This window comes from Erysipelatoclostridium sp. AM42-17 (assembly GCF_003480255.1).
Classification (GTDB): domain Bacteria; phylum Bacillota_I; class Bacilli_A; order Erysipelotrichales; family Coprobacillaceae; genus Faecalibacillus.
Genome location: NZ_QUIN01000013.1, coordinates 1 through 20,773 on the forward strand (window position 1 = coordinate 1; position 20,773 = coordinate 20,773).

Here is a 20,773-nt window from a genome sequence, read left to right on the forward strand (position 1 = left end):
ATTGAATATCGTGCGTTCTCATAAAAAGTGTCCAAAAAAGTGTTGACAATCCACAGGACTTACTAATATTGTAGCTGGGCACCATTCAACAAAAGCTTTATCAGTTGATGAGTTTGAAAGAATAAATGGTGCTATCGAACTTGAAGAAAAGGACATCAGACATAAAATTCTTGTTATTAAAATAAATAGACTTTATCAAAGAGATATGGATGAAAAAGCTTTATATGATGCTGTTCGTGGTGTTTGGAGGGCATCGAAAGAAAGAGTCAAGACAATAGAATATGTTTTTGGTGTATATAATTCTTTGATTTTAGCTGTATATAAGCCTTCAAAGTGGTTTGTTTGTAAAGAGGCAAAAGAAAGATTCCCAAGACAAGATATCGTTCTTACACCAAAAACAGAGAATAGATTATTCTTCGTGGATGAAAGATATGAACAAGGACTTCCACCTGATGATAATGAAGAGTTTTATATTAGAAAGTCGATAACTAAATTGAAGCTAAATCAATCAGCACAGAATCCAATTACTTATTTGAATCCACAATCGAGAGGGTAATAAGTCTATTGGTAATTATGAAACTATAATGATTATGATAGTGTTGATTACTATAAAGAATATTGAATATAGTAAAGAGAGAAAAAAGGAGAAAATACTATTTAGCAAATAAAAAAGATCAAATCAACATCCGTTTTTTCTAGCAGAAAACTTAACTTTTGTTGCCTTTATTGGTGATAACTAGCAGGGTAGCATTGAAATACGTTATGAGAATGAGAATATATGATTGACACAGAAGATGGTTACGCTATATGGTGTAGGTGTGGCTGTAATCAATCAACATATAAAGAAGATTTATAATAAAAAATTGTGAGGTGAATATCGTGCGTTTAGCATTAGTACAAATGTCTAATTCAGGGACAATAGAAAGTAACTTAGAAAAAAGTATTCAAGCTATTAAAGAAGCAGCTAACAACAATGCCGATTTGGTTTTATTTCCAGAAGTGCAGTTTACAGAGTTCTTTCCTCAAAACCCTGGTTTAGATGTAACAAAGTATGCTATGTCTTTAGAATCACCAGTTATTCATCAATTATGTAAGGTGTGTAAAGAAAATAAAATAATGGCAGTTCCTAATGTATATCTTTTAGAAGATGGAAAGACTTATGATGCAAGTATCTTAATTGATCAAGATGGAACAATCAAAGGAATACAAAAAATGGTGCATGTAGCACAGGCTGAACAATTTTATGAACAAGATTATTACACTCCAGCTAATGATGGATTTAAAGTATTTGATACAAAATTTGGGAAAATAGGAATTGTTGTATGTTTTGATCGACACTATCCAGAAAGTATTCGTAGTGAAGTATTATTAGGAGCTGACTTGATTTTAATTCCTACTGTTAATACTCAAGCAGAACCTTCAGATATGTTTGAATGGGAATTAAGAGTTCAAGCATTTCAAAATAGTGTGATAATAGCGATGTGTAATCGTGTAGGAAAAGAAGATAAGATGAACTTTTCTGGAGAATCTATTGTGGTTGATGCTTGTGGTGAAGTTGTTTCTAAACTTGAAGATCAAGAAGCAATCATGTATGTAGATATAGATATGGCACAATCTCAAAATGTAAGAAAACAAAAGCCTTACACGCAACTTAGAAGACCCGAATTATATAAATAAGGAAAATAAAAATGAAAATGTATGAAACACATGAAAGAACAGAAGACATTATTAAAATACTAACAAAGATTTGGAAACAGTCAGTAAAAGCAACACATTTTTTTAACAGATGAACAAATAAATAAAATAGAACAATATGTTCCCCTTGCCTTAAAAGAAGTTAATCATTTGATCGTTATTGAAAATGATGAAGAAGCAAAGATAGGTTTTGCTGGAATTAATAATCAAAAGTTAGAAATGTTATTTCTTTTACCTGATCAAAGGGGAAAAGGAATTGGCAAACAAGTCATATCCTATTGCATAAAACAATATAATATGAATGAATTGACGGTCAATGAACAAAATCCTCAGGCTGTAGGTTTTTATCAACATCTAGGCTTTAAAGTATATAAACGTACTGCATTAGATGAAGAAGGAAATCCCTATCCTTTGTTATATATGAAGCGATAATAAAAACATCTCACTAATTAATCATGAGATGTTTTTATTTGTTTTAAAAAGAGTTGAGCTATTTTATTGAAGGGAGTATGCTTTTTCCAGACAAGTGCATAATGTTCTTTTATTTGTGGACTTAAAGGAATAAAACATAAATGTTCATCTAATGTTGGTCCCAATAAATCTCTCGTTGTAAGATAATAGCCTAAATGATGTTGTATTAAGTAAATGGGATCACCATGTAAAATATTATAAGTAGCAACAATATGTAATTTATCTAAGTCAGTTTCAGCCCAATGAGCAATATTTTGTTGAAGGCCTATTCTTTGATGTAAGATTAAAGGAAGCTGTTTAATTATTTTATTGGTAATGACTTGATTGATTGCAAGGGGATCTGTTTTATCCATAAGGATACCCCATTGTGTTGTATCAGGTAGAGATAAAAAATCATATTGAGTATTATCTATAGGTTCTAACATGATTGCAAAATCAAGTGTTCCATGATCAATTTTTTCCCCTATTTCTATAGCATCACCAGAATAGAAATGAAATTGAATATCTGGATATTTTTGATTTAATTGCGATATGGCATTTAATACCGTTGGTGTTGTATTTCCTCCTAGATATAAATGACCAATGATTTCATTTTCATCAGTAGAGATTTCTTGCTCGGTTTTTTCTACTAAGTCGATAATCTCTTCAGCTCTTTTTTTTAATAAAAGACCATCTTCAGTTAATGTTATTTCTCTTTTCCCTCGGATGAGGAGTTGTTTTCCTAAATTTTCTTCCAAATCCATTAACTGTTTAGATAAAGATGGTTGCGTTATATGTAAACTTTTAGCAGCTCGAGTAATATTTTTTTCTCTGGCTACAGCAAGAAAATAACGTAAAACACGTATATCCATATTTGATCACCTCATTTGTATTTTATCATGAAATAATCATTCCTACAAACTATGATAAATGATAGTTAATAGGTATTTGCTATTGTTGGGAAAGAAATCTATAATACAAATCGAATAAAAGGGGGGAAAAAGATGGAAAGTACGAAAATAGATATTTTAAATGGCTCTATTTATAACAAGTTACCACGTTATGCGTTGCCAATTGCTTTAACGGGTATATTAGAACAATTATTCAATGCTTCTGATGTGGCTATTGTAGGAAATTTTGCTAGTATGGATCGTACTGTTGCGATTGCAGCAGTAGGGGCGAATAGTCCTATTATTGGAATGATTTTAAATTTGTTTATTGGAATTTCGCTTGGTACCAATGTTGTTATCGCTAACGCTATTGGTCGAAAAGATAAAAAAGAAATATCCAAAGCTATCTATACTTCTATTATTATGGCTATTATTGGTGGCATCATCATGGTTATAGTAGTTGAAGGAATAATTGGTTATTTACTTCATTTATTAAGTGTACCTAAAGAAGTTTATCCTTATGCTTTAATTTATATGCGTTATTATCTTTTAGGAATGCCGGTTATTTTCTTATATAATTTTGAAACGGCAGTTTTTAGAAGTACCGGAGATACGAAAACACCATTATTGGTCCTTATTTTTTCGGGTATTTTAAATGTGTTACTTAATTTATTTTTTGTTATTGTTTTTAAGATGAATGTCAATGGTGTTGCTATTGCTACTGTGATAGCAAATGCCATAAGTGCAATCATTTTGTTTTGTTTACTTATAAAAAGAAATTATATTATTTCTTTTTATGATATAAAGTTAGATAAATATTGTTTAAAGAAAATATTAAAAATAGGGTTACCTGCTGGAATTCAAAGTGCTGTCTTTAATTTAGCTAATATTGTTATTCAATCTGCTATTAATAGTTTAGGAACAGAAGTTATGGCAGCATCAAGTGCAGCATTTAATATAGAAATGGTTGTATATTATACTTTTAATTCTTTTAGTCAAGCCTGTACAACATTTGTAGGACAAAATTATGGAGCAAAACAAATTAAAAGATGTAAAAGAATATTAGGATTATGTTTATTAGAAGACTTCATGATATCGTTATTTTTGATGATGATGATTCTCATGTTTGGAAGATCATTGTTAGGGATTTTTAATAGTCATCCTGAGGTTATTGAAACAGGATATAGCCGTTTAAAATTAGTTTTTTTAGCTTATTTGTTTAGTATGCTTTATGAAGTGATGTCAGGATATTTAAGAGGATTTGGGATTTCTTTTATGCCTGCGATTGTGACAATACTAGGCGTATGTGGTGTAAGAATACTATGGGTTTATTTTGTCTTTGAAGGTAGTAAGACGTTCTTTACATTGATGATGGTATATCCTGTTAGTTTGGCATTAACAGCAATCTTAATTTTTATTTTGTTAATAATAGATCGACCAGCATATCGATTTGAAAAAGGAGGAAATATAAATGAAAGAATTAATATTGAATAATGGAATCCATATTCCTTGTATTGGCTATGGGGTCTTTAGAATGACCGATTTAGACGCTTGTGAAAAAGCCGTGTTACAGGCTTTAAAAACAGGATATCGTTTTATAGATACAGCAGCGGCTTATGAAAATGAAGAAGCTGTAGGACGTGCTATTAAAAGAAGCGGTATTAAAAGAGAAGAACTTTTTATTTCTACTAAATTATGGGTAAGTGATACAAGTTATGAAAAAGCAAAAGCAGGTTTTTATCGTTCATTAGAACGTTTAGGATTAGATTATGTTGATTTATATTTGATTCACCAGCCTTATCATGATTATTATGGAGCTTATAAAGCATTGGTAGAATTATATCAAGAAGGTAAGATTAAAGCGTTAGGTGTAGATAATTTTAAACAGGATCGATTAGCAGATTTTCTATTTTTTAATGATACTAAGCCAGCTGTCAATATGATTGAATGTAATCCTTTTTATCAAAGAGATGATGAAAAGGAATATTTAGAAAAAAATAATATGCAGATGCTAGCGTGGTCACCACTTGCTGCGGGAAAGGCATCAGTTTTTGAAAATGAAATTCTAAAGGAAATTGCATCACATCACCAAAAAAGTGTTGCTCAAATTGTATTAAGATGGTTTTATCAACGTCAAATTATTCCAATTGTTAAAAGTGCAAATCCAAAGAGAATGAAAGAAAATATTGAAATTTTTGATTTTGAATTATCAAATGAAGAAATGAAGCTGATAGGTAATTTAGATACAGGTCATACATGTTTTCATGAAAGAGATACAGCACAAAAAGTTAATCATTTTCTAGAACAATCGTTAAAGTTTAAAGTATAAAAATAAGTCATAATTTCTTTCATTCTTTGTGATTGATGAACGTGGAACGGACAACGTTGATCACAATGATGGCAATTTATACAATCACTGGCTTTTTTCTCTAAATGATGATAATGATCTTTAGCCAATTCATCACCTAATAAAGCTAAATCATAATATTTATTAATTAAAGAAATATCTAATCCTTGATGATTGGTAGCTTTAAAAGTACCAAGAATAGAGTAATCTTTTTCTTGAGTAGAAGCTGTTGTATATTTTAAGATGCGTTTTAAATCTTGTTGGTTTCTTATTCCTGGTAAAACAGTAACAACCGCAGGTTTATCTAAAGCGTATTGAATGCATTGTGTTTCTGTTAAAGCTTGAGGACAAGGTGATTTTTTTGGATCTAATAATTGACCACCGCTAAATGCTTTCATAACAGAAATAGCGACACCTTCTTTTTGGCAACGTCGATAAAGCTCTAAACGTTCATCTGTATTTCCAATAGCGTATGTACCATGACGATAATCGTATGCTGGATTGATACTAAACATTAACATATCTAAAATATTTAAATCTAATACTTGGTGAACAAGTTGGGGTGTATGTGAAGATAATCCAATATGCTTAATAATTCCTTGTTTTTTTAATGATAAAATATAATCTAACACACCTGCTTGTTTTATTTTATCTAAATCAGCTTGTTCATCAATGCAATGAATAAAACCAAAATCAATATAATCTGTTTGTAACATTTTTAATTGCTAGGCAACAGATTGTTTTATTTTATCTAAATTGGTAGTCCAACCATATTCTCCTGTTTCATAGTTAGCACCAAAATGAATTTGTAAGTATACTTTTTCTCTTTTTCCTTTAATAGCTTTACCAAAAGCTTTAAAGGTACAAGCATGGCCACTCGCAAGATCAAAATAATTAATTCCACTTTTGATTGCTAAATGAACAGTATCAATAATTTCTTGTTCATCTGCTTCACCGATGGAACTTGTTCCCATACCAATAACACTTATCATTTCTTTACCATGAGGTAATTGACGATATTCCATTAAATAACCCCCTATTCATATATTCAATTTTATTGTAAAATTGAATATATGAATAATCAAATACTTATAATGAAAGATGTAATATACATTTTAAGCATTATTGTAGGAGGAAAAAAAACATGATGAATACTTTGACAACGAGTAGATTAATATTAAGGCCCTGGAAAGAAAGTGACGCTAAAAGTTTATATCAGTATGCTAGAGATTCAAGAGTAGGACCGAGAGCAGGATGGCAGGTTCATACTAGCGAAGAAGATAGTTTAAATATTATTAGAAATGTTTTATCAGTTGATGAAAATTATGCCATTTGTTTAAAAGAAGATAATCAAGCTATTGGTTGTATTGGTTTGAAAAAACCAGGACAAACGCAAAAAGTGACAACTGATTTCGAAATAGAAGTTGGATATTGGATAGGTGTTCCTTTTTGGGGTAAAGGATATGTTCCAGAAGCATTATTAAAAATTCAAGAACATGTGTTTTTAGATTTAAATGATGATGTTTTATGGTGTGGTTATTTTGATGGCAATATCCAATCTAAAAGATGTATGGAAAAATGTGGCTTTGTCTATCACCATAGTGAAGAAAATAAATTATGTGTATTATTAAATGAAGTAAAAACAGAGCATTATTATATGCTTACAAAAGAACAATGGCAAAATAAAAATAAAGGTTCATGATGAACCTTTATTTTTTAATAACATTTAGAACAAGGTTGATAGCCTTGACTTTGCGCCTGTGATAACGGAATGGAAGTAGGATTTTTCATATTACTACAATTTGGATTGGAGTGATATTTTGAACCGGTACGAGGAATATAAACATAAGTGCTATTTTGTTGAGCTTGTTGTTGAGCTTGTCTTTGGGCTTCTTGTTGGGCTTGTAACTGGGCTTGTCTTTGAGCCTCCTGTTGGGCTTGCAACACGGCTTGTCTTTGAGCAACTTGTTGAGCTTGTAATTCAGCCTGTCTTTGAGCTTCAAGTTCTGCTTGACGTTTTGCTTCCTCTTGTTTTTTTATTTCATCTGATGGATCTCTTGTTACATTGGCAGATCCACTATTTGATGTTGTTTTAGTACATTTATAAGTCAGTTTTTTATTTTTTGACTTAAAGATAATATTTCCTTTTTTATCTGTTCTTAGTATTTTTATATTTGCTTTTTTTAATCTTTTGGTAACTTCTTGATTAGGATGATGATATTTATTATGTCTACCACATTCAATGACAGCGTATTGAGGCTTGATTTTATTAAGTAATTCTTGACTTGTTCCGGTTTTACTTCCATGATGGGAAACTTTTAAAACATCAACTTGTGGTAATTGATCAAGAATTGATTTTTCTACTTTTTTAGGCGCATCACCGGTAAATAGAAATTTATGTTGACCTGAACGTAACAGGGTAACCAATGAAAGATTATTACCTGTACCAGTGGCTTTTGTGTTATAGAATTGAATAGAGTTATGTTTATCTAATGCAATTTTATTATTTTCTAAAGGAACAGCAGGGGTTAACCCTTTATTAGTGAGAGAATAAATAAAATCTCGATAAGTTTTACTATTAGAAGAGCCGTTAGATACAAAGGCTTGACCAATATCAAAATTACTTACTGCGGCATCGAGACCACCACAGTGATCAGCATCAGGATGAGTACTAACTAAATAGTCAATTTTCTTTACTTTTAATTGATTTAAATAATTAACAATTCTTTGTTCATCATCATTATCTCCAGCATCAATAAGGATATTCTTTTCTTTACTTTGAATAAAAATACAATCAGAGTTACCTGTATCAATAAAATGAATTCTCGCATATGTATTTTCACTAGCAAAGACAGGATGAGTAAATAAAGAAAGAGATAATAAAAATGAAACAACCAAGATCATCCATTTTTTTATTTTATGTTTAAACATTTAAATAACCTCCTTAATCTTATTTTAACATAAAAAAGCAGGATAACCTGCTTTTACCATATTCCAAGTATATGTTGCATACATAAACTGACAATTGTAATACCTACCCAACAAATAAATCCTAATAAGATAGGTTTACCACCATTTTTAATGAGTTTTACTACATTGGTATTTAAACCAATGGCTGCCATTGCTAGAACAATAAAAAATTTACTTAATGATTTAAGTGGTGTAAAGAAATCAGGGGATACCCCCATATTGATAGCAATCGTTGTCATCAATGAAGCAAGAATAAAATAAAGGATAAAGAATGGAAAAATCTTTTTTAAATCTACTTTTTGATTATCACCTTTAGCTTGTTTCACTTTAAATAAAGATAATCCTAAAGTAATAGGAATAATAGCAAGGGTTCTTGTTAGTTTGACGGTAACAGCTTTATCTAAAGTAGCACTATGTAAGTGATACATAGAATCCCATGTTGAAGCTGCTGCGGTTACCGACGAAGTATCATTAATAGCCGTTCCAGCAAAAATACCAAATGCTTCACCACTATGTTTAGAAAATCCAAGTATTGTTCCAAGGGTTGGAAAAAATAAAGCAGCAATCATATTAAATAAAAAGATAACAGAAATAGATTGAGCTACTTCTTCATCATTGGCTTCAATAACAGGTGCTGTTGCTGCAATAGCAGAACCACCACAAATAGAAGATCCAACACCGATCAAAGTAGAAATCTTACCAGGAATATGCATAATTTTATGTAAAATCCAAGATAAGATAAGAGATGTTGAGATGGTCGCTAAAATAATAGGTAATGATTGTTTTCCAGTTTGTAAGACAACCGATAAATTCATCCCAAATCCAAGTAAGATAACCGCATATTGTAATATCTTTTTAGAGGTAAAAGTAATACCCGATTGATATGATGATTTATCTTTAATCAATAATGTTATTATCATTCCAGCAAGAATTGCAAATACTGGTCCTCCAACGATAGGAAAGGCTTGTCCTAGAAGCCAACAAGGAATAGCGATAATAAGACATAATAAAAATCCACGGTAATTCTTTTTTATAAATTGCATAAAATTCTCTCCCTTTTTAAAATACAGTGTCTATCCTAGCATAAATATAAAAAATTACAAACTAAAAACCTTACTTTTGCATTAATGTGTATTATAATATGAATTAGGATGGTGAGGGCAGATGTTGCATTAGCATCTAGTTTTGAATGTTTAGCTCAAATTATGAATGGTACGCCTAATCAATACAGATATGTTCATATCTTGATTAAGGTTATTGAGTTTACAATGGCTGTTGCAGCACCGGTTATTTGTGCATTAACAGTTCATCCTAAACCTTTAAAGAAGATGATATATTTTCCAATTATTCATTTTATTTTTGAAATAATTAGTGTTTTCTTTGGATTTGTTTTTTATATTGATCAATCTAATGTATATCATCGAAGTTATGGATATTTTGTATATGTTATTTCTTTTATTGTTGCGATGCTTTATTTTTATGAAACAATGATTAGAGAGAATCATTATTATAAAAAGGAAAGATATGGGGCATTATTATTAATGATGTTGTTTACTATAAGTGGTGTTTGTGCTCAATTTATTTTTCCTGAAGTAAGGACAACATGGTTGAGTATTGCTATCTTTACTGTGATTTATTATCAATATTTTAATGCTATCGTTTTACAGTCTGATGGTTTAACTCATTTATTAAGTAGATTAAGTTTTGAACGTAAAATTGCACAAGCAAAACGAAAGCAAATGATCTTATTTTATGATGTTGACCGATTTAAAATGGTTAATGATACATATGGACATTTATTTGGTGATTATTGTTTAAAGATTATCGCTGATGAATTAATGCATACTTATGGTCGATATGGTTTATGTTTTCGTTATGGTGGTGATGAATTTTGTGCTTTAGTTAGAAAGAATATACTTCATGTAGATCAAATGAATGATCAATTTGTTAAAAATCTAGCTAAGCGAAGAGAAAAAGAACCACGATTACCAGAAGTATCAATAGGTTATAGTCTTTATGTTCCAGGTAGAGAACCTATTGATGATGTCATTAAAGAAGCAGATCAAATGATGTATCGCAATAAAAAGAAAAGAAAGGCAATAAACAAAAATAACATAATATGATATAATGAAATGAAGAATAAAACATAAAGAGGTGGGGAGAATGAATTACTCGAATGAACGGCTTTCAAGAGAACAGATTGAATATATGATTCGTTTATTTAATACGAGTATGGATGATTATTTGTATGTTTTAGATTTTAAGAATGATTATTATTATATTTCCAAACATGCCACAAACCGTTTTTTATTACCTGGTAATCAATTTTATAATGCAGTAGCCGAGTTTCAAAAATTTATCTACCCAGAAGATTTTCCTGCTATTAAAGCACAATTAGATGATATCCAACAGGGGAAAAGTGATTATCATAATCTACATTATCGTTGGTTAGATAGAAATAGAAATCCGGCTTGGATCAATTGTCGTGGACAAGTAGTATTAAATGAAAAGGGAGAACCTCAATTTTTAGTAGGATGTATTAATGAGATTGGTAAAAAACAAAAAGCAGATAATGTAAGTGGCTTATTAGGAGAACCAAGTTTACAAATTTATATTCATGATATGGCAATGACACGTCCTCAAGGTTTCTTAATGCAAGTTGATATTGATGATTTTAATATTGTTACAGGGCGTCTTGGTTCTAAATACGGAGATTTTATTTTAGAAAAAACTGCAAGATGTATTGAAAAGTGTATGCATAAAGGGCAACGTTTATTCCGTTTAAATGGTGACGAATTTATGATTGTAGATTTTCAAGGTGGAAGTCAAAAGGATGCAATTAAACTATACAAGCAAATTAGAAAAGAAATTGATACTTTTATTGAAAAAAATCAATATCATGTTGTTTTCACTTTATCTGCAGGTATTTTAGATGTAAAGGATGTAAGAGGATCATACGATTTAATCGTTAAGTATTGTGAATTTGCTTTAAATGAAGCCAAACAATTAGGGAAAAACAGTTATTATGTATTTAGTCAAGATAATTATGATGGCTTTTTGAGGAAACGTTGTATTCGTCTTGCTTTGCAATATTCAGTTAATCATAGTTATGAAGGGTTTGAAGTATACTATCAGCCAATAGTAGATTCAAAGACTCATGCGATATTAGGTGCAGAAGCACTCATGCGTTTTAATCTAATAGATGAAAAACAAAAAGTAGAAAGAATTTCTCCTGTAGAGTTTATCCCTCTTCTAGAAGAATCAGGACTTATTATTCCTGCTGGAAAATGGATTTTATATCAAGCTTTATCTACTTGTAAAAAATGGCAAAAAGAAATACCTCATTTTAAAATCAATGTGAACTTATCTTATGTTCAAGTTATTAAAAGTAGTGTATTAAATGAAATTATTGCTGCTCTTAGATTATATGATTTAGATTCTAGCTGCTTAGGTATAGAAGTAACAGAGAGTGGTTACTTAGGTAATAATCCTCATTTTAAGAAATTATGGAATAAGTTAAAGAGTGAAGGTATTGCTGTAATTATTGATGATTTTGGAACCGGATATTCTAATGTGCATCGTTTGAGTGATTTATACCCACGTTATATAAAAATTGATCGTTCACTAACAATGAAGGCTATTTCTTCTGAATATGAAAATAAAATTCTTAAACATGTAGTAGATATGGCCCATAGTATTGATTTAGCAGTATGTATTGAGGGTGTTGAAACGAAAGAGGAATTACAAGCATTAGATCAGTTACATCCCGATTATATCCAGGGGTATTTATTTGGTAAACCAGTTACTAAGAAAGAATTTGAAAAACAATATATGTCAAAGAAGGATGATTTACTTCAATAATCATTCTTTTTTCTTGTGAAATAATAAAAACTGAGGTACGATACATATCGGAAAAGGGAAGGTAAACATAATGGAAGAAAGTGTGGTTTTGATACCGGCATATCAACCTCATGATGATATGATCCAATATGTAAAACAACTAAATAAAAAAGGATTTAATCATATTGTTGTGGTAGATGATGGTTCGGGTGAAAAATATCAAACGTTATTTAACAAAATAGAATCTTATTGTCATATTATTCATTACGAAACAAATATGGGGAAAGGCTATGCTTTAAAAATAGGATTAGCTTATATTAAGGAACAATTTAGTGATATAGAGGGAATTGTGACTGTAGATTGTGATGGGCAATATACTCTAAAAGATGTTGAAAAAGTAGTAGGGGAGTTACATAGTCATCGTCATGAACTTGTTTTAGGAGGACGAGATTTTTCTGGCAAAGAGGTGCCTTTTAAATCAAAAATAGGAAATGTCATTTCATCAAAATTATTTTCATTATTATTTCATCAAGAAATTCAAGATACGCAAACAGGACTTAGAGCCTTTGATTTATCATTAATTGACGAAATGTTAGAGATACCAGGAAATCGTTTTGAATATGAAACACAACAATTAGTCGCGTGCGTTGAAGATGAAATTCCTATTTATACAACAACAATTTCCACTATTTATCATGATCATAACAATGGCACTCATTTTAGACCATTACAAGATAGTTTAATGATTATTAAGGTTTTAATAGGTCAGTTTTTAAGATTTATATCATCATCAATTATAAGTTCAGTTTTAGATATTGTCATGGCATGGGGATTAATGGACTTATTAAAATTATGGGTTCATCATGATTTTTTAAGAATTGCACTAGCGACAGTTATTGCGAGAATTGTTTCTACCATTGTTAATTATGTTATTAATAAAAAATATGTCTTTGATGAAGAAAAGTCTAATTCACATACATTAGCTAGATTTTTTGTATTATGTTTTATGGTAATGATGTTATCAACTTGTTTTGTATATTTAGCTTCTCGCTTAGGTATTTTAAATGAAAAACTAGCAAAACCTATTGTTGATTCACTTTTGTTTTTATTAAGTTATCAAGTTCAAGTGAAATGGGTTTTTAGGAAAGAAGATGAAATTCATGAATAAACGTACAAGAAAGATGATTTTTTTATCATTACTGCTATCTTAATGACTATTTATTTGTTATGGCGTATCTTTTTTACTTTGCCATTTCAAGAAGGAATAGCACAAGTTATTTTTGGTATTTTACTTATTATTGCCGAAACCATAACAGTATTTACAACTTTTGAACTTTATTATCGTAAAATCAAAAGTGATGCTTATGAATTAGAATTACCTGATATTGCTTTAGAAGATTACCCTGATGTTGATGTTTTTATAGCGACTCATAATGAAAATACAGAATTGCTTTATAAAACAGCCAATGCTTGTACTTATATGGATTATCCAGATTTGTCTAAAGCACACATCTATTTTTGTGATGATGGTAACCGTGAAGAAGTTGCCTTATTGGCTAAAAAATTACATATTTGTTATTTAGGACTTGCTGATAATAAAGATGCTAAATCAGGCAATCTTAATCATGCTTTAGAAAATACACATTCACCGTTAGTAGCGACTTTTGATGCTGACATGATTCCACGTCATACTTTTTTAATGAAAACAGTACCGTACTTTTTATTACCTTATTATATTAAGGAGGATGGTAAGCGGCGTAAAAGAGAAGAAGATGAAATTGATGAAAAAATGAAAATAGGATTAATTCAAACACCACAAAGTTTTTATAATCCTGATTTATTCCAATATAATCTTTATGCTGAAAAGACAATTCCTAATGAACAAGATTTCTTTTCAAAAGAAGTTAATATTATGAGAAACTCTTCTAATGCCGTTGCTTATACAGGAAGTAATACCGTTATTTCTAGACAAGCATTAGAAGATATTCATGGTTTTCCTTTAAAAACAATTACCGAAGATTTTGAAACAAGTATTAGAATTCAAAAAGAAGGTTATATTACTTATGCAACACAGGAAGTTCAAGTAGCAGGGCTTTCTACTACAACGGTAGCAAGCATGATTAAACAAAGAACCAGATGGGCACGAGGGGTTATTCAAAGTTTACAAAATACACATGCTATTTTTACTCCTCATTTATCTATTGGAGCAAGGTTAACTTATTTAAGTGCTTATTTATATTAGTGGTCATTTTTTAACCGTATTATTTTTATTTTAGCACCTATTATGTTTGCTTTATTTGATTTTCAGGTTGTTAATACTGATTTTATTTCATTATTAATTTTTTGGTTACCGGCATATTTCTTTTATAGTATGTCAATGCGTTATTTATCCAGTAATATTAGAAATCAAAGGTGGTCACAAGTTATTGATACCATCTTAGCGCCTTATCTTATTTTTCCTGTTATTTTAGAAACATTACATATTCATCAACGTAAATTTAAAGTAACAAGTAAAAAGAAAGATCATAGTCGTAAAAAGAATATTGTTTATGCTTTACCACATATGATTTTACTTGTGTTATCTATTCTTGCGATTATTCGTTTTGTAAGAGGTAAATATGGCTGGGCACTTATTTATAGTAGTATTATTATTTTCTGGTTAGTTTATAATTTAGTAGCTATTATTTATGCTCTATTCTTTATGCTTGGAAGAAATGTTTTAAGAAAAAGTGAGCGTATTAAAGCAAAGACACAGGTCAAAGTCAACTTTTATCATTATCATGTGATAGGTACAACAAATGATGTCAGCGATGAAGGAATGTCTATTGTTGTAAATCAAGATCAGTATATTCCAGATGATTGTACAGTTGATTTAGAAGTGAAAGATGGGCATTATCAAGCACATTTAATAGGAAATGTGGTGCATGTAAGAAAACATGAAAAAGGCTGGTTATATGCTTTAGAAGTAAAACCTGTTGATGACCAAAATAAAAGTCAATATATGCAAATCATTTATGATCGAAATCATTCATTACCGGTGGAAATGGATTTATGGTCTACGGCTTATGATGATATGACCAGAAATATATCATCAAGAATGAATCATTTAAAGACAGAAAAAAGAAAACAACCACGCTTTAAGGTTCATCAACCCGTAACATTTGTTAATGGAGCAAGTGGGATTATTGAAGACTTTAACTATCATTATGTTGCGATGAGTCATTTTAAAGAAGGTAAAGGGAAACCGGACACTTATGTATTAAAGGTTAATAAAAATTTATGGCTTGTTTTAAAAACAACAGATCGTATTGTTAAAAATGGTCAACGTTTATTTAAAATAGACAATATGGAAGAATTATTAGAAAATAATCAATTAAATGATTTATTGAAAGAATTAAATTTAATTTAAGGATGGAAGAAAAATGGTTTATTTAAATATAGTCATGTTTATATGTTCATTAATTGGTTATTTTTATCTTATTAAAACTTTATTTAAAATTGATGGGGCATTTATCCCTTTAACTACTTTTTCTTTTATTACAGTCATCACCTACTTTGGTGGTTTGTGCCAAATTTTACAAATCATAACCTATATTTTATTAGGATTAGGATTATTAGGATTTATTTATTTTTTGATAAAAAAAGGATGGCATGATGTTGAAATAGGTTCATTGCTTTTTTATGGATGTTTTATAGTAGGAACAATCTTATTTCTAGGTTTGTTGTTACGGACTCACTTTATTCACTATGATAACTTTTCTCATTGGGGAATAGTTGTTAAAGATATGTTATTAACTCATGCTTTTCCTAATCGCAGTAGTACCGTTATTGATTTTACAAATTACCCTTTAGGAATGGCTTGTTGGATTTATTATGGATGTCAATTTTTAGGTCATAGCCAAGGAATGATGTTATTTATTCAAGGAATATTTATCTTTTCGTGCTTTTATGCCATGTTTGGAATCATTCAAGAAAAGAAAAGATTTCTTTTGTATGTATTTTTAGGAGCAGGATGTTCTTTATTATCTATTTTTAATATTACTATTCGTATTAATAATTTATTAGTTGATTTTATTTTGCCGGTGATGACACTAGCAGGTTTTTCTATTATTTATACTTATCGTTATCAATTAAAAAAAGCAACTTTTATTTTGGTGTGGGCTTTAGGATTGTTGACGATTGTTAAAAGTACAGGAAGCTTATTTGTTTTATTTGCTCTTCTTTATTTTGTTTATATTGCTTTTATTGATCAAAAAACAAGAATGAAAAAGAATATTTTAGCTTTTGTAGTGTTGCTTACATCTTATATTCCTACGCTATTATGGAAAATACATGTCAATCATGTGTTTAGTGGTGTAAGTCAAAAATTTGATACAGCTCATCTACAAACTAAAACAGCAGGTCAAGTGAATAAGATTATTCATTTGTTTGTTCAATCTTCTTTTGATTTTTCATCACGACAAACAATAGGAATCTTTGCTTTTGAAATTATCGCAATTATCGCATGTTTTGTTGTATATCGTGTGCTTCATAAAAAGTGGTCACTGATGAAAGCTATTGTTGCTTTAGATGTGATGTTAGTTGCTTATTTTGTTGGTATCCTTGCTATGTATATTTATTCTATGCCTTTAGATGAAGCGTTATATTTAGCTGGATTTGAACGTTATACATCAAGTATTGTCATTCTATTTTGTGGGGCTTTGGTTTTATGTGCCACAATTGATTTGCAAGAATCATTTGAAATTAAAATGGGAATGATTCATGATTATAAAGCTTTTCATTCTGTTAAAACTAAGAAATATTATCAAGTAAGTATTATTGTATTAAGTGCACTTTCTATTATTACATTACTTTCAGAATATAACGGTATGGTTTATAATCAACAACAATATGCTACATCTTTGCCTTGCAAGGTAGAAGCCGTCACTCATGATTGTTGGAATCATCAAAAAATAGATCATCATCGTTATCTTGTGTATGCCAGTGATAAAGATAGCCAAGTAACAAATTATTATTTACAATACATTACACGTTATATGTTATTTGCTGATCATGTTGATGGTTTATGTGCTTTTTATGAAGATAATCTCGTTAATTTATTAAAGGATTACGATTATTTAGTTATTGTAGAAAGTGATCATGATGAAAAGATGTTATTAAAGGAGTATTTTAATCAAAGTGGAAAAGAGAAAATTTATAAAGTGAAAGATTTATTTAAGACAATGACGCCGGCAGCTAAAAAACAATACCAACAAATAAGGGAACTATCATGACATCACTTCAAGAATGTTTAATAAATTGGTACCAAGAAAATCATCGTGATTTTCCTTGGCGCCAAGATCATGATCCTTATCATATATGGATCAGTGAGATTATGTTACAACAAACAACAACAGAAACAGTCATTCCTTATTATCAAAATTTTATTGAACACTTTCCCACTGTTGATGATTTAGCTTGGGCTAGTTTGGAAGATGTTTATAAAATGTGGGAAGGATTAGGGTATTATCGAAGAGCTAAACATTTACATGAAAGTGCCAAAATGATTGTTGATCAATACCAAGGAGTTTTTCCTTGTCAATATGAAGATATTATTGCTTTAAAGGGAGTAGGGGAATATACGGCAGGTGCTATTTTATCTATTGCTTACTTTAAACCTTATCCAGCAGTAGATGGGAATGTTTTACGTATTATTTCTAGAGTCTATTTGATTAAAGAAAATATTGTGAAAAAGAATACCAAAAAATTAATTTATGATAAGGTTAAAGGATTGTTGAAAGGATATGATGCTTCATCTTTTAATCAGGCTTTAATGGATTTAGGGGCTACCATATGTCGACCTGTTCACCCTCGTTGTTCAAATTGCCCTATTGCCTCATTTTGTAAAGCAAGAGAATTTCATCAACAAAATGTTTTACCTATTTCAATTAAGAAAATTAATCATCAAGAAATAAATTACATTACTGGTATCATTACTTACCAGGATCAATTTCTCATTATTAAAAATCCACCTGGTTTATTAGAAAATCTTTATGGTTTTGTTCAATATGAAGTAGAAAGTCCTTATACTTTTATAGAACGATTTAAAGAAGAATATGGTGTAGAATTAAATATTGTTTCTTCTATTAAAAGAGTTAAACATGTATTTACTCATCGTACTTGGTATATGAATGTTTATCATTTTGTTTTAAATAAACCAATAGAAGGACTTTGTACATTAGAACAATTAGATTTAAAACCGATATCTACAGCTCATCAAAAAGTATTAAAAGCTTACAGACAAAGTGATGCTATCTAGCATCATTTTTTTTCATATTTTAAAAATAAGTATGTTTTTGAATAAAAGATGATATATTGTATGACGGATTGGTGGAGGTTATATAATGAAGCGTTTACAATTGAGGTATAATTTATTACATATTTTATATTGGATGGCAAGTGGTTGTGTATGTGGATATATTGCGGTATTTCTTCAATATCGAGGAATGTCAAATACAGAAATAGGGATTGTTACAGGAGGAGCTTGTGTTGTTTCTATCTTTTTATCACCTTTTGTTTCATCACTCATTAATAAGATAAAAGGTTTAACTATTAAAATGATTTTAACCATTATTTTTATTGCATTGGTTGTTATTTTTATGGTATTAGCCTTATTTGAATTACCAACTGTTTTTATTATGGTTTTATATATGATGTTATGGTCGATGTTGATTTCAACAGTCCCTTTTTTATCTATGATTGCGATGAATTATATCCAAAGTGGAGAAACTTTAAACTTTGGATTTGCAAGGGGACTAGGTTCGGTTTCTTATGCTGTAAGTGCTATGATGTTAGGTAGATTAATAGAATATTTAAATCCAACTGTTTTAGCTTATGTCTTTTTTATTGCGATTATATTGGCTTTGGTTGTTTTATATTGGTTACCAGATTGTAAAGTCCAAGTACAAAGTGCCAAAAAAGAAGGAAATATATTAGGAATTATTAAAAAATATAAAGTATTCTTTTTCCTTTTATTAGGATTTAGTTGTACTTTTGCAGCGTCAACTACTTTATCAACATATCTTGTTAATATTGTAAGAAAACTTGGAGGAAGTACATCTTTATATGGGGTTGCTGTTTTCTTTATGGCAGCCAGTGAAATGCCAGTTATGACAATTACTCCAAGATTAATTAGAAAATTTGATAGTGTAACTTTAATTATGGTTGCTTCTTTTTGCTATATTCTTCGTAATTTTACTATTTGTTTAGCCCCTAATTTACCGATACTATTTATTGGTATGTTAATGCAAAGTATGTCTTATGGTTTGATGACAGCTGTTATTACTTATTATGTAACTTATAATTTAGAAAGTCATGATCAAATGATGGGACAAACAATGATTGGGATTATGTCTTCTGGATTAGGATCAATGATTGGTAATATTTTTGGTGGTGTATTACAAGATACCTTTGGTATACAATCGATGCTTTTCTTTGCTTGTACAATTACAGTAATAGGAGTTATCATTACTTTTATTACAGGTTTTTATTCAAAAAAGCTGGCTAGAAATTCTTAATAAAAAGTATATAATAAAAAGCAGGTTAAACCTGCTTTTATTTGTTTATGGCTGGGGTACTTGGATTCGAACCAAGGAAATGTCAGATTCAGAGTCTGATGCCTTACCACTTGGCTACACCCCAAGATAACATATTAATTGTATTACTTTTAGATTTAAAATTCAAGAGAGAGAAGTGAAGTATATGAAAGTGAGAACCCGTTTTGCGCCTAGTCCTACTGGCTATATGCATATTGGTAATTTAAGAACAGCATTATATGAATATTTAATTGCTAAAAAAAATAATGGAGATTTTATTTTAAGAATTGAAGATACAGATCAAAGTAGAAAAGTAGATCAAGCATTAGATGTCATTTACCAGACAATGAAACAAACTGGTTTAAATTATGATGAAGGACCCTATATTCAATCTAAAAGATTAGCACTTTATAAAGAATATGCTGATCAATTAGTTGAGCTGGGTGGGGCTCATTATTGTTTCTGTGATGAAGAAACAATTGATCAAAATAAAGATATTGAAAACAATCAAAACTACCAAGATCCATGCATTCATATTTCTTTAGAAGAAGCTAAAAAAAGAATTGCTAGTGGTGAAAAATATGTTGTCAGACAAACAATTTTAAGCACTGGCGTAACTTCTTTTGAAGATGAAGTATATGGACATATTGAAGTAGACAACAGCACTTTAGATGAAGGGGTTTTATTAAAAAGTGATGGTTACCCTACATATAACTTTGCTAATATCGTAGATGATCATTTAATGAATATTACCCATGTAGTAAGAGGAAATGAATATTTATCATCAACACCTAAATACAATTTAATTTATCAAGCATTTGGGTGGGATGTACCAACCTATATTCACTTACCACCAGTTATGAAAGATGATAAGCATAAATTATCTAAACGTAATGGTGATGCTAGTTATCAAGATTTAATTAATAAAGGATTCTTAAATGAAGCAATTTTAAATTATATTGCTTTACTTGGTTGGTCTCCTAAAGAAGAAAAAGAAATTTTTACTT

18 protein-coding genes, 1 tRNA gene and 1 pseudogene are annotated in these 20,773 nt (G+C 29.8%); 15 read left to right on the forward strand and 5 right to left on the reverse strand.

Annotation, left to right across the window (positions count from 1 at the left end; all coding sequences use genetic code 11):
- Nucleotides 1-205 precede the first annotated feature (205 nt).
- The 3 genes from DW911_RS06120 to DW911_RS11130 all read left to right on the forward strand — a co-directional run bounded on the left by DW911_RS06120 (nt 206) and on the right by DW911_RS11130 (nt 2,127).
- Nucleotides 206-556 (forward strand): hypothetical protein, encoded by a 351-nt coding sequence (locus DW911_RS06120; RefSeq protein ID WP_118607596.1) that lies wholly within the window; start codon nt 206-208, stop codon nt 554-556.
- A gap of 323 nt (nt 557-879) precedes the next feature.
- A complete protein-coding gene (locus DW911_RS06125; protein ID WP_118432854.1) occupies nt 880-1,677 on the forward strand; it encodes a carbon-nitrogen hydrolase family protein in 798 nt (265 codons plus the stop codon).
- A gap of 168 nt (nt 1,678-1,845) precedes the next feature.
- Nucleotides 1,846-2,127 (forward strand): GNAT family N-acetyltransferase, encoded by a 282-nt coding sequence (locus DW911_RS11130; protein WP_233543030.1) that lies wholly within the window; start codon nt 1,846-1,848, stop codon nt 2,125-2,127.
- Nucleotides 2,128-2,144: 17 nt separating this feature from the next.
- On the opposite strand, the gene DW911_RS06135 is transcribed toward DW911_RS11130, so the two are convergent.
- Entirely contained in the window at nt 2,145-3,017 is an 873-nt protein-coding gene (locus DW911_RS06135; protein WP_118607597.1) for a LysR family transcriptional regulator, read from the reverse strand.
- 132 nt (nt 3,018-3,149) lie between these two features.
- On the opposite strand from DW911_RS06135, the gene DW911_RS06140 reads away from it, so the two are divergent.
- Nucleotides 3,150-4,529, forward strand: coding sequence for an MATE family efflux transporter (locus DW911_RS06140; protein ID WP_118432857.1), 1,380 nt, complete (start codon nt 3,150-3,152; stop codon nt 4,527-4,529).
- On the forward strand, nt 4,507-5,364 hold the full coding sequence (locus DW911_RS06145) for an aldo/keto reductase (RefSeq protein WP_118432858.1): 858 nt from the start codon (nt 4,507-4,509) through the stop codon (nt 5,362-5,364). The genes DW911_RS06140 and DW911_RS06145 overlap by 23 nt, the downstream gene beginning before the upstream one ends.
- Here DW911_RS06145 and DW911_RS06150 read toward each other — a convergent pair.
- Nucleotides 5,328-6,407: pseudogene (locus tag DW911_RS06150) on the reverse strand (aldo/keto reductase). The gene DW911_RS06145 and the pseudogene DW911_RS06150 sit on opposite strands and share 37 nt — an antisense overlap.
- A gap of 119 nt (nt 6,408-6,526) precedes the next feature.
- Here DW911_RS06150 and DW911_RS06155 point away from each other — a divergent pair.
- On the forward strand, nt 6,527-7,084 hold the full coding sequence (locus tag DW911_RS06155) for a GNAT family N-acetyltransferase (protein WP_118607598.1): 558 nt from the start codon (nt 6,527-6,529) through the stop codon (nt 7,082-7,084).
- Nucleotides 7,085-7,098: 14 nt separating this feature from the next.
- On the opposite strand, the gene DW911_RS06160 is transcribed toward DW911_RS06155, so the two are convergent.
- On the reverse strand, nt 7,099-8,313 hold the full coding sequence (locus DW911_RS06160; protein WP_118607599.1) for a ComEC/Rec2 family competence protein: 1,215 nt from the start codon (nt 8,311-8,313) through the stop codon (nt 7,099-7,101).
- A 53-nt stretch (nt 8,314-8,366) separates the two neighbouring features.
- The gene (locus tag DW911_RS06165) at nt 8,367-9,395 is read right to left on the reverse strand and encodes a YeiH family protein (RefSeq protein WP_118607600.1); all 1,029 of its coding nucleotides are present in this window, start codon (nt 9,393-9,395) and stop codon (nt 8,367-8,369) included.
- A 111-nt stretch (nt 9,396-9,506) separates the two neighbouring features.
- On the opposite strand from DW911_RS06165, the gene DW911_RS06170 reads away from it, so the two are divergent.
- From DW911_RS06170 to DW911_RS06205, 8 genes are all read left to right on the forward strand, one after another.
- Complete coding sequence (locus DW911_RS06170; protein WP_158568204.1) at nt 9,507-10,475, forward strand: diguanylate cyclase domain-containing protein; 969 nt, start codon at nt 9,507-9,509, stop codon at nt 10,473-10,475.
- Between the two features lie 40 nt (nt 10,476-10,515).
- The gene (locus tag DW911_RS06175; RefSeq protein WP_118607601.1) at nt 10,516-12,213 is read left to right on the forward strand and encodes a GGDEF and EAL domain-containing protein; all 1,698 of its coding nucleotides are present in this window, start codon (nt 10,516-10,518) and stop codon (nt 12,211-12,213) included.
- A gap of 70 nt (nt 12,214-12,283) precedes the next feature.
- The gene (locus tag DW911_RS06180) at nt 12,284-13,360 is read left to right on the forward strand and encodes a bifunctional glycosyltransferase family 2/GtrA family protein (protein ID WP_118432864.1); all 1,077 of its coding nucleotides are present in this window, start codon (nt 12,284-12,286) and stop codon (nt 13,358-13,360) included.
- Nucleotides 13,361-13,402: 42 nt separating this feature from the next.
- Complete coding sequence (locus DW911_RS06185) at nt 13,403-14,434, forward strand: glycosyltransferase family 2 protein (RefSeq protein WP_118607602.1); 1,032 nt, start codon at nt 13,403-13,405, stop codon at nt 14,432-14,434.
- 42 nt (nt 14,435-14,476) lie between these two features.
- Nucleotides 14,477-15,601 carry a PilZ domain-containing protein gene (locus DW911_RS06190; RefSeq protein WP_118607603.1) on the forward strand — a complete coding sequence of 375 codons (1,125 nt, stop codon included), beginning with the start codon at nt 14,477-14,479 and terminating at the stop codon, nt 15,599-15,601.
- A 13-nt stretch (nt 15,602-15,614) separates the two neighbouring features.
- A complete protein-coding gene (locus DW911_RS06195) occupies nt 15,615-17,465 on the forward strand; it encodes a hypothetical protein (RefSeq protein ID WP_118607604.1) in 1,851 nt (616 codons plus the stop codon).
- The gene (gene mutY / locus DW911_RS06200; RefSeq protein ID WP_233541853.1) at nt 17,462-18,490 is read left to right on the forward strand and encodes an A/G-specific adenine glycosylase; all 1,029 of its coding nucleotides are present in this window, start codon (nt 17,462-17,464) and stop codon (nt 18,488-18,490) included. The genes DW911_RS06195 and mutY overlap by 4 nt, the downstream gene beginning before the upstream one ends.
- Before the next feature lie 85 nt (nt 18,491-18,575).
- Nucleotides 18,576-19,748 carry an MFS transporter gene (locus tag DW911_RS06205; protein ID WP_118607605.1) on the forward strand — a complete coding sequence of 391 codons (1,173 nt, stop codon included), beginning with the start codon at nt 18,576-18,578 and terminating at the stop codon, nt 19,746-19,748.
- A gap of 48 nt (nt 19,749-19,796) precedes the next feature.
- Here the strand turns inward: DW911_RS06205 and DW911_RS06210 are convergent.
- Nucleotides 19,797-19,872: transfer RNA gene (locus DW911_RS06210), tRNA-Gln, on the reverse strand.
- A 60-nt stretch (nt 19,873-19,932) separates the two neighbouring features.
- Between DW911_RS06210 and gltX the strand changes: the two genes are divergently transcribed.
- The coding region (gltX, locus tag DW911_RS11135; RefSeq protein WP_233543031.1) for a glutamate--tRNA ligase at nt 19,933-20,773 on the forward strand (841 nt) is incomplete at its 3' end.